Raw genomic sequence first — 12675 nt, forward strand, 5'->3', positions numbered from 1 at the left:
ATCATTGCGCCTAAGTTGCCGCAATGATGTTTTTTGGTTTGCCGTTCCGCGCGAGCCACTTCCCCTTCTCTTCTCACAATTTGAATATGAACCTTAAACTTGCCCTCCCAACTGGGCGCATTCAGCAAAACGTGTACAAGCTTCTTGAGGAAGCGGGAATCCGCATTTCGGGCGGGCCGCGCTCCTACCGACCGACTCTCAGCGCTGAAGGGTTTGATACCAAGATTCTGAAGACGCAGAATATCGTGGAGATGCTCGCGATTGGTCGCCGAGACATCGGCTTTGCCGGGCATGACTGGGTTCGCGAGAAACGGGCGGACGTGGTTCATCTGCTGGACACCGGCTTTGACAAAGTTCGAATTGTTGCCGCGGCGCCTTCCGGATTTCCGTCGGCGGAGGCGTATCAGGGCCGAACGCTGGTGATCGCGACCGAGTATGTTCAGCTTGCTCAAGATTGGATTGACCTCAAAGGGATGGACGCGAAGGTCATTCGGAGTTACGGAACGACTGAGGTCTTTCCACCAGAAGATGCGGATTGCATCGTCGATAACACCTCAACTGGCGAGACCCTCAAGGCCTCTGGTTTGCAAATCATCGATGAGCTGATGCAGTCTTCGACCGCGCTTTTTGCCAGCCAGCAAGCAATGGCAAACCCTGATCTGCGAGGAAGGATTGAGGATTTTGTGCTTTTGATTCGATCGGTTTTGGATGCTCGTGACCGGGTGATGGTTGAAGTCAACGTGAGCCGAGAGTCGCTGGAAGCAGTGGCGGCCTGCTTGCCGTCCATGCGTCAGCCGACGGTGGCTGCGCTTCACGGAGACGCAGGATTCGTCGTGAAATCGGCGGTCAAGCGAACCGATTTGGTGACGCTGATTCCGCTGATCAAGGCGAAAGGGGGCACCGATATCGTGGTTTCAGCGATATCGAACGTCATCCCATGAGCCGCGTCGTCGGGGTGATCGATACTCGCGTGGCGAACACCGCCAGCATCTTTGCTGGGTTGCGTCGGGCTGGGTTGGAGCCGGTTGCGGTCGGTTCGGCGGCCGATTTGGAGGGGCAAGAAGCTGTGGTTCTTCCCGGCGTTGGAGCATTTGCCGCTGGCATGTCTGCTCTCGACAGAATGTGTTTGGTGGAGCCACTGCAGGACTGGATCGCGGCGGATCGGCCGTTCTTGTCGGTTTGTTTGGGAATGCAGTTGCTGTTTGAATCGAGCGAAGAATCGCCAGGAGTTGCCGGTTTAGGAGTCGTGCCAGGTGCGGTCACCCGATTCCCGGATGGAGTCGTCATCCCTCACTTCGGCTGGAATCAGATTGCTTCGTCGTCCGATTTTTTTGCTGATGGAGACGTGTACTTTGCCAATTCCTTTCGCGCTACAGAGGCGCCGGAGGGGTGGGAAACGGCCACTTGTGATCATGGCGGATCGTTCCTCGCGGGAATTCGGAAGGGCCGAGTTGCGGCGGTCCAGTTCCACCCCGAAATCTCCGGAGCCGTCGGAGCTTCGCTTCTAGATAGGTGGGCTCAATGGTAACCAAACGGATCATCCCCTGCCTGGATTGCCGCGACGGTCGTGTCGTCAAGGGCATCAACTTTCAGGGCCTGAAGGATGCAGGTTCTCCTGTCGAGCTTTCCTTGCGCTACCAGGATGAAGGCGCGGACGAGATTGTCATTCTGGACGTTGGCGCGACAGTTGAAGGGCGGCAAAACCAGCTCGACACGATTCGCGCTGTGCGGGTTGATCTCGCGATTCCGCTGACGGTTGGCGGCGGGGTTCGCGAACTTCGGGATATCGAGGCCCTGCTTGATGCGGGTGCCGATAAGGTTTCGATCAACACCGCCGGAGTGGATCGCCCTGAGTTGATTCGTGAGGCTTCGGAGGCGTTCGGGGCACAGTGTACGGTGGTCGCAATTGACACCAAGTGGATCGGCGACAGATGGAGCGTGCTTACGAGAGCAGGACGAGATGTTCGAGATATCGACACCCTCGCGTGGTGTCGCGAAGTCGCAGCACTGGGGGCAGGAGAGATTCTGTTAACTAGTTTTGATAGGGATGGGACCAAGGAGGGCTACGATCTCAAGTTGCTTCGAGCCGCTAGCGAGGCGGTTTCCATTCCGATCATCGCAAGCGGCGGCGCACGGGTTGCAGACGATCTCTTCGACGCCTTCGAAGCCGGGGCTAACGCGGCCCTCGCCGCATCGATTTTCCACTACGACAACCTGCATATCTCCGATATTAAAGCCCATCTGGCGGGCAAAGGAATCACGATAAGACAATGATCATTCCAAGCATCGACCTTCAAAGCGGCAAGGCCGTACAGCTGATCGGCGGTAAAGAGTTCGCCGTTGACGGCGGGGACCCACGCGCTTGGGCACGGGAGTTTGGGATTGCCGGAGAGATTGGAGTGATCGACCTGGATGCCGCACTCGGAACGGGCAATAATCGCGATACAATTGTCGGGATTCTGAAAGATCACCGTTGCCGAGTCGGCGGCGGAATTCGCACTCTGGAGGACGCTTTGTTCTATTTGGATGCCGGTGCACTCCAGGTGATTATCGGCACTAAGGCGACCCCTCAGTTCTGCTCTCAATTGCCGCGAGCCCGCGTGATGGCAGCGCTGGATACGGTGCATGGCGAGGTCGTGGTGGATGGCTGGCAAACCAACACCAGGAAGCCAATCGAAGAGCGAATCGCCGAACTTCGTGACCACGTTGGCGGGTTCTTGGTCACATTTGTTGAGCGCGAAGGACGAATGGTGACGATGGATATGGACCGTTGCCGTGCTCTCAAAGAGCTTTGTGGAGAAGTGCCTTTGACAGTTGCAGGTGGGCTTTCGACGGTGGATGAGGTGGCTGAATTGGACGCGATGGGGATCGATGTTCAGGTCGGAATGGCGCTCTACACACGCAAGGTCGACTACATCGACTGCGTTCTTTCGCCCCTCAAACGAAGACTTCCGGATCAGCTTTGGCCAACTGTTGTAGCAGACGAACAGGGACGGGCTTTAGGTTTGGTTTGGAGCAGTGAAGAGTCTGTGCGGCTCGCCGCGAAAGAGCGGCGTGGAATTTACTATTCGCGCTCGCGCAAGGAGATTTGGAGAAAGGGCGAGACCAGCGGGGCGGTTCAGGAGCTACTGAGGATTGATTTGGATTGCGACCGGGACGCTCTAAAGTTCACCGTCAGGCAATCTGGAAGCGGGTTCTGCCACAAGCAGACTGACTCGTGCTGGGGTGATTTGGGCGGCCTCCCTGTCCTGGAGTCAACCCTTGAATCCCGAAAGATGGACGCTCCAGCAGGTTCCTACTCGGCTCGCCTGTTCACCGAAGAAGGATTACTTGAGAGTAAGTTGACCGAAGAAGCCAAGGAACTCGCCGAGGCGACCGACCGCGAGCATATTATCGCAGAAGCAGCTGACCTTCTTTACTTCGTGACCGCGAAACTAGCCCAAAACGGCATTTCACACGCCGAAGTCGAGCGAGAACTTGACCGACGAAGTAAGAAAATCACCCGACGGGGAGGCGACCGAAAGGCATGATTCCTATATACAACTACTCAGCACTAGGTGAAGCCGACCGCAAGCGGCTGATGCGCCGAAGTCAGGCCTCGCTGACTGATATCGCGCCGACGGTTCAGCAGTGGCTTGTGCGGATCGAAGAAGAAGGTGATGGGGCAGTGCTCGACTATATCCGAACCTTCGATCAGAAGGAAGGCAAACTTGGATGGCAAGAGTCAGGTAGTTTCCGCATGGAAATCTCCGCCGAGGATATCTCCAGAGCCTACGAATCGCTTGAGCCAAGCCTGGTTGAGGCCATCCGGAAGCAAGTTTTTCTATCGCGAAAGTTCCACACCGAGTACGCCTCAACACTTCTAGGCGAATGGGAGACAGTGCAGATCGAAGGCGTTCGGGCGGGCTACCGCCGCGTGCCCATCGCTCGGGCCGGGCTTTACGTTCCCGCTGGAAAGGCACCCCTGCCGACGGTTGCTCAGATACTCACAGTCGCAGCGAAAGCTGCCGGAGTTGGAATCGCTGTCGTTACCTTTCCGCCGTGCCCGTGGGAAAGTGAGGCGGCGATCATCGTCGCCGCAAACGAGGCGGGTGCGGATCGAATCTTTCGGGTGGGCGGCATCGCCGCCATAGGGGCTCTCGCCTTCGGAACCGAGAGCGTTCCGCAGGTCGACAAGATTGCAGGACCGGGAAACCTTTACGTTCAAGCCGCCAAACTGTTCGTTTCCGACCGAGTCGGGATCGACATGTTTGCTGGACCAAGTGAGGCGATGTTCATCGCTGACGAGACAGCGAATCCTGCGTTCATTGCCGCCGATGTTCTAGGTCAATGCGAGCATGGTCCAGACTCTGCAGGGGTGCTAGTTACAACATCCCACCATGTAGCGCTGGAAATCCGATCCCATATTGACCTTCAGCTTCAAGAAATGGACAGGCAAGCCTACGCCGAAAAGGCGCTTGATCGCTACTCGGCAATCCTTGTATTTGAAACGGAACAAGAACTGCTCAACTACGTTGACGAATACGCCCCCGAGCACCTCGAAATCCAAACCGGAAACCCCTCTGAAACTCTGTCAAAGCTCAGGAACGTCGGTTCGGTTTTCCTCGGCCAATTCTCTCCGGTCGCAGCGGGCGACTATGCCACGGGAACTAACCACACCCTTCCTACGGGCGGTGCAGCGCGATACGCCTCGGCGGTTAGCCCTGAGACGTTTATGCGGACGATCCAATTTCAGGAAGTCACCCGGACGGGATTGAAACAGCTCGAGCCAATTGTCTCAGAGATCGCCAACGCGGAGGGATTAACAGCCCACAGAGACTCAGTTCAAATCAGGTTCAAGTAAAGTAGTTCTATGCGAACATCGCTACTTATCGGGCTCGCCGCCGTCACCATGTGGAGTTGCGGAGGATCGGGTTCGTCCGCCGTCGCGCCAACTCTAGGCAAGCAACTCCTCGCCTCCGGACTCAACCAGCCGATGCAGTATCAAGCCGTTCCCGGCCAGCCGGGCCTGGCGTACGTTCTGGAGCGTGGCGGCGTGATCAGAGTTCTCAGCGCAGACGTCCTTCAAGCCGCGCCGTTGATGAACATCAGTACTCTGCTGAGTTCGGTCGGCGAAGGCGGTCTTTTCGGAATCGCGTTTGACCCGAATTTTGCGACCAACCGTTACATCTACCTCCACTTCTCAACAGGCACTGATGTCGACACCCAAATCACGCGATTTACCGTAAATCCAAGTTTCCTGACAGCCAACTTCTCAAGCGCATTTTCCATCCTAAGAGTCAGCCAAGCCCCTTACACAAACCACAAAGGTGGCTCGATCAACTTCGGGGGAGATGGACTACTGTACGTCGCACTCGGAGACGGCGGAAGTGGAAATGACCCTCTGAACCGGTCTCAGGACAAGACGACACTTCTCGGAAAGATGCTTCGGATTGACCCAACCAGCGACGCGTATCCGGTGGACGCCGATAACAATTATTCGATTCCCACAGGGAATCCATTTCTTGCGGATTCTGCTGTTCGGCCCGAGATCTGGGCGTTCGGCCTCCGGAATCCGTTCCGCTGGAACTACGACTCCACACTAGGCGGGTTCTTCATCGCCGACGTTGGACAGGATTCCTACGAGGAGGTCAACTTCGTCGCTCAGACAAATGGAGGTCGAAATTTCGGCTGGAGAGTTCGTGAGGGCAAACATTCCATCACAAACCCCGGTCCTACGTTTGGGACAGTTTTCACCGACCCCTTCATCGAATACCCCCGTTCCGCGGGCCGTTCGATCACGGGTGGCTTCCTCTATCGAGGAAACGACATCCCCAACTTCGGCGGAAACTATATCATGGGCGACTATGTCACCAACCGCATCTGGGGCGTCGTGCCCATCTTCGCGGGAGGCGAAGCAACGAGCATGGACTTCTCCGCCGCCAAGCAGCTTGACATCACCGGAGGCCTGAACGGTGTGGTCTCCATTGACGAAGACCACTTCCAAGAGCCGATCATCACGGAACTTAACGCGGGAACCGTCTCACGATTGATCCCGCTCGTGGTCAATTAGCCTCAAAGCCTGTTGACGAACTAGCGTGGTAACTTGTATTCAAGTGGCACAGAAGAAGTCAAAACCTATTTCGGCCCGATTTAAGCGGTACGTTGTTCCTGTACAAACGACTCTGCAGACGATGGGTGGGGTCGGAACTCCTGCGGAGGTAACCGCGAAGGTGATCGAAAGCCTCGGTATTACCGAGCAAGAGCAAGGCGAACGTTCTGGAACTGGGGTCGCAATCGTTCAAAACGACATCGCTTGGGCAAGAAATCTTTTGCGAGAGAATGGAATCATCAGCAATGAGCAACGGGGTCTTTGGAAACTAACAGCCCTGGGATACAGCACTGTAATCGACGAGCCTGTACTCGATGAATGGATACGCGAATCGAGAGCCAGCAAGGCCATTAACAAAAAATCTAAAGCAGCATCAAGTGCATCAGACGACGCTACAGATTTCGCAGAAGTAGAAGTAGAAGAGCCGGAGGAGATGCTCGATGAACGAGTTTTGGCAATACTCAAATCATTGTCCAGCACCGGATTCGAGCGTTTTTGTCAAGCCCTTTTGCACCAGTGCGGTCTGCGCAATATCGAACTAACAAAGCAATCGGGAGACGGCGGCGTCGACGGAATAGGGGAACTCGAGGTCGCCCATTTGGTGCGGTTCAAAGTGATCTTTCAATGCAAAAGATATGATACGAACCAGGTAACTTCTCCCGATATCCGCAACTTCAGAGGTGCAATGGATGGTCGAACAGATAAGGGCATCTTCCTAACGACCAGCACGTTCACTGCCGATGCCCGGAAAGAGGCGGTTAGAGATGGTGCGAAGCCTATCGAACTGGTCGACGGCCAAAGACTAGTCGAATTCCTCAAAGAGTTCAGACTGGGGCTCGTCCCGGTAACCGCCTATGAGATCGACCACGCCTTCTTCAGGAACTTTCAATAAGTCCTTAATTAGCCCCGAATAATCTCCAGTAGCTCTTCAGTCTTCGCAACCATCATCGTATGATCACCTCGCGTCTCGACGTTGAGGCGGATGACCGGCTCGGTGTTCGACCCGCGAAGGTTGAAGCGCCAGTCTGGATATTCGATGGAGAGGCCGTCGATTCGGGTGATAGTTCCGCCCGGTGCGTACTTTTCTTCCACTGCAGCCAGGATCGTCTGAACGTCCGACACCTTTGAGTTCACCTCGCCCGAGCAGGGATAGTTGGCAACCATCTCGGAAACCAGATCGCCGAGCGAACGACCTGTTGAAGAAACCAAGCGAGCAATCAGCAGGAACGGGATCATGCCGCTATCGCAGTACCAGTGATCCTTGAAGTAGTGGTGAGCGGACATTTCGCCACCATAAGTGGCATCCTCGGCTCGCATCTTCTCCTTGATGAAGGCGTGGCCGGACTTGCACATCACCGCACGTCCGCCGAGCTTCTCGACAATGTCGAGGGTATTCCAAGTGAGTCGCGGGTCGTAGACGATGGTCGCCGACGGGTCCTTCTGCAGAACCGCTTGGGCAAGCAGTCCGACGATGTAGTAGCCCTCGATGAAGTTGGCGTGCTCGTCGAAGAAGAAGCAGCGGTCGTAGTCGCCGTCCCAGGCAACGCCGAAGTCGTACGAACCAGCCTTCATATCGGCGATGGCACCAGCTCGGGCTTCCTCCAGAATCGGGTTTGGAACGCCGTTCGGGAAGTTGCCGTCGGGGGTGAATAGTCGGTTGGTTGACTCAAGCGGCAGGTGGGGTAGAAGCTGTTCGAGCGCGACTCCTGCAGCACCGTTTCCGACATCACAGAGAACCTTTAGCGGCTTCAGTGAGGAAGGCGAGACAATCTTGAGCAGGTGATCAATGAAGTCCTTGTAAACGTCCTGCTCGATTCGCTTTCCTTCTCCGGTGCGCTGCCAGTTTTGCTCATGGGCTCGACGCTCAATCTCGTTCAGTCCAGTATCGGAAGACACCGGGCGGCTCTCTTGGCGGACCATTTTGAGACCGTTGTACTCTGGCGGGTTGTGGCTGGCGGTGATCATGCAACCGCCATCGTAGCCATAGAACGCGGTGGCGAAGTAGACCATCTCGGTTCCGACCAAACCAAGGTGGACAACATCGACTCCAGCATCATTCAAGCCCCGCGCAAACGCATCATAAAGCTCAGGACCCGAAAGTCGGATATCGTAGCCGACGCACACGGTTTTAGGCTGAAGCTCGTCGGCAAACGCCCGTCCAACTCGGTACGCCACGTCAGGGTTCAGCTCAGTCGGAACGATGCCCCGGATGTCGTACGCCTTGAATGCTGGAAAGTATTTGCCCATGAGACCCTTAGTTCTTACCTCATGGTTGGCAAATTGTGCTGTCTCTTAACCATCATAGATGAATGCCAGCACAACTTCTAGGTGCCCACACCCCAATCAAAAACGGCCTCGGAGGGGCTCTGCGCGAAGGTCACCGCATTGGTTGTACGGCGGTGCAGGTGTTCACCAAGAGTCCGCAGCTTTGGAAGGCGAAGGAGATTTCGGTGGAGATGGTGGCGGATTTTAAGGCGGCTCAAGCGGAGACGGGGATCACGGAGGTTGTCGTGCACGACTCGTACCTGATTAACATGGCTTCGGCGGCAGAAGAAGGACGGGAGAAGTCGATTCAGGGGTTGACGGATGAACTGAATCGATGCGCCCGGTACGGGATTCGCTTTTGCAATTCGCACATGGGCGCGCACGTTGGGCAAGGGGTTGAGGAAGGTCTTCGGCTGTTGGTGGCAGGTGCCAAACGGGTTTTGGCGGATTCCGATCCCTCTGTCATGCTTCTGATGGAAACCACGGCGGGCTCAGGGTCCTCCTTGGGTTCTACATTTGAGGAGTTACAGGCGGTCTTGGACGGTCTTCACGGCGATGCGCGGGTTGGGGTTTGTGTGGATACTTGCCACATCTTCGCAGCTGGTTATGATTTGCGAACGGCAGAGACCTATGAGGCGACTTGGGTGAAGTTCGCGGATGTGATCGGTTTTGATCGGCTGAAAGCAGTCCACTGCAATGATTCACTAAAGCCGTTCGGCTCGCGAAAGGATCGCCACGCACAGCTCTCAGAAGGCGAAATCGGCGAAACGCCGTTTCGCATGATGGTCAACGACGAGCGTTTCCGCCGAATTCCGATCTTGTTAGAAACTCCGATCGAGAACGACGGGCACGAGCGGGATTTGGCGAAGCTGAAGAGCTATATCACCTGATGGAAAACAAGGGTCAAGTGACCGTCTTTCTTGCTCACGGATATTCAGGGAAACTGGTAGACGAAGCGAGACTTCCATGGGCTCAATCTGCCAAAATTGAACCTGAATTCCCTTGACCACCTCCGCACCAACCTATTACGATATCCTGGGTGTGGGGCCTGTTGCCGATTCCGAAACGATTCGTCGTGCGTATCGACGGCTTGCCCAGAAGCACCACCCGGACGTGAGCGACTCTCCAGACGCTCACGAAAACATGGCGCGGATCAACGAGGCGTTTGAGACCCTCACGGACAAGATACGGCGGGAAGAGTACGACGCGCTCCTTGCGGGTGGAAGCCAAGAACCCGAGCATGCTACGCCGCAGACGCCGGTCATGGTGCGCCTGATCAAGCGGCTCCACGGCCACAAAACGCCGGTCTACGCCTTGGCATTTGCGCCGGACAGCGGACAGCTGATGTCAGTCGGCTTCGACAACGAACTGATTTGGTGGGCGGAAGAAGGCGAGACCACGCGACAAACAAAACTAGAGAGCGGTGCAGTTTCGACTTTGCGCGCTTTCTCAGGCGGACGGGTCATGGCGGCGGGTTCTACCGAGAGCCACGTCAACGTGTGGCGGCTCGACGGCGAAGAAGTGAAGAACTGGAAGGGCGTTCAAGAAGAGTGGGTAAGTTGCGTAGCCATCTCGGGAGATGGCTCGTCGATTGCCGCCGGTTCGGTTCACGCTCAGCTTCGTGTGTGCGACTCCGCCACCGGGGCGGCGATGTACACCCTCCGAAGCGCGGATGCCAGCGTGACGGCAGTTGCCTTTAGTTCCGACGGTCGGCTACTTGCCGGAGGAACGGCAGATGCCCGAGTCACGATTCGAGAAGCCAAAACAGGGCGGTGGGTTCGGACGATTGAGCGGCTCCGGTCGATGGTCACCGCAATTGCCTTCAGTGCCGACAGCGAGTACCTCGCCGTCGCCGGAGTTGACCTCAGCATTCGCGTCTTTGAACTTTCGACAGGGAATTTGCTAAAGATGGTCTACGGGCACTCGAAACCCATAGAAGCCCTAGCATTTCACCCGAACGGCTGGCTCTTTGCTTCGGGCTCGCGGGACGGAACGATTGGGCTTTGGAATGCAGCAAAGGGGATCGGGAGTGTACGGATCGAGGCTTCTTCGAGGCCGATTTCTTGCGTTGCGTTTAACTCCGATGGTTCGCGCCTAGCAGCAAGTGGACAAGACAAGCTCGTCCGCCTGTTCGAGATTACGGCGAAAAGCTGAGCGAGCAGCCGACGGGTTTTGTCTCTTTGGGGTTTGGTTCTTTGCCACTCAAGGCAGCTTTGATTGCGTTGCGCAAGTCCGGAGATTTGGAGGTTCGCCACTTATAATCCGAGCCGTACGCATCATCAATTCGACCCCGATAAACCAACTTGGAACCAGAATAAACGACTGCGGTTGGCACCACCTTCGCCCCGGCTCGCCTCGCCTCAATCCCTTTCGGATCGAGCAAAAATGGAGCCAGCATCTTGAATTCCTTCTGGTGCTTCTTCACCACCGCTACCGTGATCCCCGGCTCCGAGTAAACCATCCGAAACTTCGCCGCCGGAAAGTCCCGCACAATCCGATTCATCTCCGGCGAGTAGCGCCGGCAAATCGGGCAGTCAGAGGTGATGAAGAAATCAACCTTGATAGCAGGGGCAAAGTATGGAAGCATTTAAAGGTTGAACGCCGGAGGTCATCCGGCGTTCTCAGATATTATTCACTCGCTAGGAACGGATAGCGGTAGTCGGTCGGAGGAACGAAAGTTTCCTTAATCGTTCGAGCCGAGAGCCAGCGGTAGAGGTTGAGTGCCGAACCCGCCTTATCGTTTGTTCCGCTCGCCCGGGCTCCGCCGAAGGGCTGTTGACCAACGACAGCGCCGGTCGGCTTGTCGTTGATGTAGAAGTTTCCAGCGGCATTTCGAAGCATCTTGGTTGCCGTTTCGACCGCATAGCGATCTTGGGAGATCACCGCACCGGTGAGGGCGTAAGGTGAGGTCTCATCGACCAGTTTGAGAGTCTCTTCCCACCTCTCTTCGTCGTAAACGTACATCGTTAAAACTGGCCCGAAGATCTCTTCGCACATCGTGCGGTACTTCGGATCAGTGACTTCGATGACGGTCGGCTCGACAAAGTAGCCCACAGACTTATCGTAACTACCGCCCACCAAAATGTTCTGACCATCCGCCCTAGCTTTGTCGATGTAGGCCGCGATGTTGTCAAAGCTCTTCTCATCAATCACCGCATTCACAAAGCAGCCGAAGTCCTCGACCGAACCTTGCTTGAATGACTTCGCACCTTCAATCAATAGTTCGCGAACGCGAGGAGCGATGTTCGAGGGAACGTAGCATCGCGAAGCCGCAGAGCACTTCTGCCCTTGATACTCAAAAGCCCCGCGCAAGAGTGCAGTTGCGACGACAGCCGGATCTGCCGACTTGTGGGCGACAACAAAGTCCTTTCCACCCGTCTCACCGACGATTCGAGGATACGACTTGTAGATGTTGGTTGCAAGCCCTTCGCCGATCTGCTTCCACATCGTGTTGAAGACTCCGGTTGAGCCAGTGAAGTGGACTCCAGCGAAGTCGCGGTGGTTGAAGCAAACCCGTCCGATGGTCGGTCCATCCACGTAAATGAGGTTAATAACGCCATCCGGAAGTCCGGCTTCCTTCAGGACTCGCATGAACATCTGCGCGCTGTAGACCTGAGTGCTCGCGGGCTTCCAGACGACCACGTTTCCGCACATCGCCGCCGAGGTAGGCAGGTTTCCGCCGATGGCGGTGAAGTTGAACGGAGTGACGGCGAGAACAAAACCCTCGAGCGGTCGGTATTCCAAGCGGTTGTGCATTCCGGGTCCGCTAATCGGCTGTTGGGCATAGATTTCGCTGAGGAAGTGGACGTTGAAGCGGAGGAAGTCGATGATCTCGCAAGCGGCATCAATCTCAGCCTGGAAGGCGTTCTTCGACTGTGCCAGCATCGTGGTGCCGTTCATGTAGGGACGGTACTTGGTGGCAATCAGGTCGGCGGCTCGGAGGAAGATGTTCGCCCGGCTTTCCCAGCTCATGTTGCTCCAAGCCTCGCGAGCGGCAAGTGCGGCTTCGATGGCTTCCTCAACATGGGATGAATCTCCAGCGTGGAAAACACCTAGCGTGTGAGCTCGCTCGTGCGGTGGGTGCATGGTCACCGTTTTCCCGGTTCGGACTTCTTCGCCGCCGATGTACATAGGAACATCCACTTGCTCCGCCTTCAGCTCTGCCAGAGCTTCCTTCAGTCGCGCCCGCTCTGGGGTGCCCGGAGCGTAGCTCAAAACGGGTTCATTGACGGGCAGAGCGTAGTGAAAGTCACCATAATTCATTCCGAGAGTTTACCGGGGCATTATGGAGTGCGGTGGCACGGCACCGCTTTGAATGT

Annotated in this window: 12 protein-coding genes; 9 read left to right on the forward strand and 3 right to left on the reverse strand. The window is 56.1% G+C overall.

Going from position 1 to position 12675, the window contains the following annotated elements; translation table 11 throughout:
* The first annotated feature begins 86 nt into the window (after window positions 1-86).
* Genes hisG through WCK51_00585 form a run of 7 tightly spaced genes read left to right on the forward strand, consistent with a single transcriptional unit; the run spans window position 87 to window position 6983 of the window.
* Window positions 87-941: an ATP phosphoribosyltransferase gene (hisG, locus tag WCK51_00555; protein MEI7575356.1), complete on the forward strand. Its 855-nt coding sequence runs from the start codon at window positions 87-89 to the stop codon at window positions 939-941.
* A complete protein-coding gene (gene hisH / locus WCK51_00560) occupies window positions 938-1528 on the forward strand; it encodes an imidazole glycerol phosphate synthase subunit HisH (protein MEI7575357.1) in 591 nt (196 codons plus the stop codon). The genes hisG and hisH overlap by 4 nt, the downstream gene beginning before the upstream one ends.
* The gene (gene hisF / locus WCK51_00565) at window positions 1522-2274 is read left to right on the forward strand and encodes an imidazole glycerol phosphate synthase subunit HisF (GenBank protein MEI7575358.1); all 753 of its coding nucleotides are present in this window, start codon (window positions 1522-1524) and stop codon (window positions 2272-2274) included. Before hisH ends, hisF begins: the two co-directional genes overlap by 7 nt.
* Complete coding sequence (hisE, locus tag WCK51_00570; protein MEI7575359.1) at window positions 2271-3530, forward strand: phosphoribosyl-ATP diphosphatase; 1260 nt, start codon at window positions 2271-2273, stop codon at window positions 3528-3530. The genes hisF and hisE overlap by 4 nt, the downstream gene beginning before the upstream one ends.
* Window positions 3527-4843, forward strand: a complete 1317-nt coding sequence (gene hisD, locus WCK51_00575; GenBank protein MEI7575360.1) for a histidinol dehydrogenase — start codon at window positions 3527-3529, stop codon at window positions 4841-4843. The genes hisE and hisD overlap by 4 nt, the downstream gene beginning before the upstream one ends.
* 9 nt (window positions 4844-4852) lie before the next feature.
* Window positions 4853-6052, forward strand: coding sequence for a PQQ-dependent sugar dehydrogenase (locus WCK51_00580; GenBank protein MEI7575361.1), 1200 nt, complete (start codon window positions 4853-4855; stop codon window positions 6050-6052).
* Window positions 6053-6095: 43 nt separating this feature from the next.
* Window positions 6096-6983: a restriction endonuclease gene (locus tag WCK51_00585; protein ID MEI7575362.1), complete on the forward strand. Its 888-nt coding sequence runs from the start codon at window positions 6096-6098 to the stop codon at window positions 6981-6983.
* 8 nt (window positions 6984-6991) lie between these two features.
* Here WCK51_00585 and WCK51_00590 read toward each other — a convergent pair whose 3' ends face one another.
* Window positions 6992-8338 carry a phosphomannomutase gene (locus WCK51_00590; GenBank protein ID MEI7575363.1) on the reverse strand — a complete coding sequence of 449 codons (1347 nt, stop codon included), beginning with the start codon at window positions 8336-8338 and terminating at the stop codon, window positions 6992-6994.
* 62 nt (window positions 8339-8400) lie between these two features.
* On the opposite strand from WCK51_00590, the gene WCK51_00595 reads away from it, so the two are divergent.
* Both WCK51_00595 and WCK51_00600 read left to right on the forward strand, forming a co-directional pair.
* A complete protein-coding gene (locus WCK51_00595) occupies window positions 8401-9246 on the forward strand; it encodes a deoxyribonuclease IV (GenBank protein ID MEI7575364.1) in 846 nt (281 codons plus the stop codon).
* A gap of 112 nt (window positions 9247-9358) precedes the next feature.
* Window positions 9359-10510 (forward strand): DnaJ domain-containing protein, encoded by a 1152-nt coding sequence (locus tag WCK51_00600; protein MEI7575365.1) that lies wholly within the window; start codon window positions 9359-9361, stop codon window positions 10508-10510.
* Here the strand turns inward: WCK51_00600 and WCK51_00605 are convergent.
* A complete protein-coding gene (locus WCK51_00605) occupies window positions 10494-10943 on the reverse strand; it encodes a hypothetical protein (protein MEI7575366.1) in 450 nt (149 codons plus the stop codon). The genes WCK51_00600 and WCK51_00605 overlap by 17 nt on opposite strands.
* A 41-nt stretch (window positions 10944-10984) precedes the next feature.
* Window positions 10985-12619 carry an L-glutamate gamma-semialdehyde dehydrogenase gene (gene pruA, locus WCK51_00610; GenBank protein MEI7575367.1) on the reverse strand — a complete coding sequence of 545 codons (1635 nt, stop codon included), beginning with the start codon at window positions 12617-12619 and terminating at the stop codon, window positions 10985-10987.
* Window positions 12620-12675: the final 56 nt, after the last annotated feature.

It is taken from the genome of Armatimonadota bacterium, assembly GCA_037138755.1.
Taxonomy (GTDB): Bacteria; Armatimonadota; Fimbriimonadia; order Fimbriimonadales; family Fimbriimonadaceae; genus Fimbriimonas.

Coding starts and splice junctions, on each gene's coding strand:
- hisG (MEI7575356.1), top strand. CDS start 87: ATGAACCTTAAACTTGCCCTCCCAACTGGGCGCATTCAGCAAAACGTG.
- hisH (MEI7575357.1), top strand. CDS start 938: ATGAGCCGCGTCGTCGGGGTGATCGATACTCGCGTGGCGAACACCGCC.
- hisF (MEI7575358.1), top strand. CDS start 1,522: ATGGTAACCAAACGGATCATCCCCTGCCTGGATTGCCGCGACGGTCGT.
- hisE (MEI7575359.1), top strand. CDS start 2,271: ATGATCATTCCAAGCATCGACCTTCAAAGCGGCAAGGCCGTACAGCTG.
- hisD (MEI7575360.1), top strand. CDS start 3,527: ATGATTCCTATATACAACTACTCAGCACTAGGTGAAGCCGACCGCAAG.
- WCK51_00580 (MEI7575361.1), top strand. CDS start 4,853: ATGCGAACATCGCTACTTATCGGGCTCGCCGCCGTCACCATGTGGAGT.
- WCK51_00590 (MEI7575363.1), bottom strand. CDS start 8,338: ATGGGCAAATACTTTCCAGCATTCAAGGCGTACGACATCCGGGGCATC.
- WCK51_00595 (MEI7575364.1), top strand. CDS start 8,401: ATGCCAGCACAACTTCTAGGTGCCCACACCCCAATCAAAAACGGCCTC.
- WCK51_00605 (MEI7575366.1), bottom strand. CDS start 10,943: ATGCTTCCATACTTTGCCCCTGCTATCAAGGTTGATTTCTTCATCACC.
- pruA (MEI7575367.1), bottom strand. CDS start 12,619: ATGAATTATGGTGACTTTCACTACGCTCTGCCCGTCAATGAACCCGTT.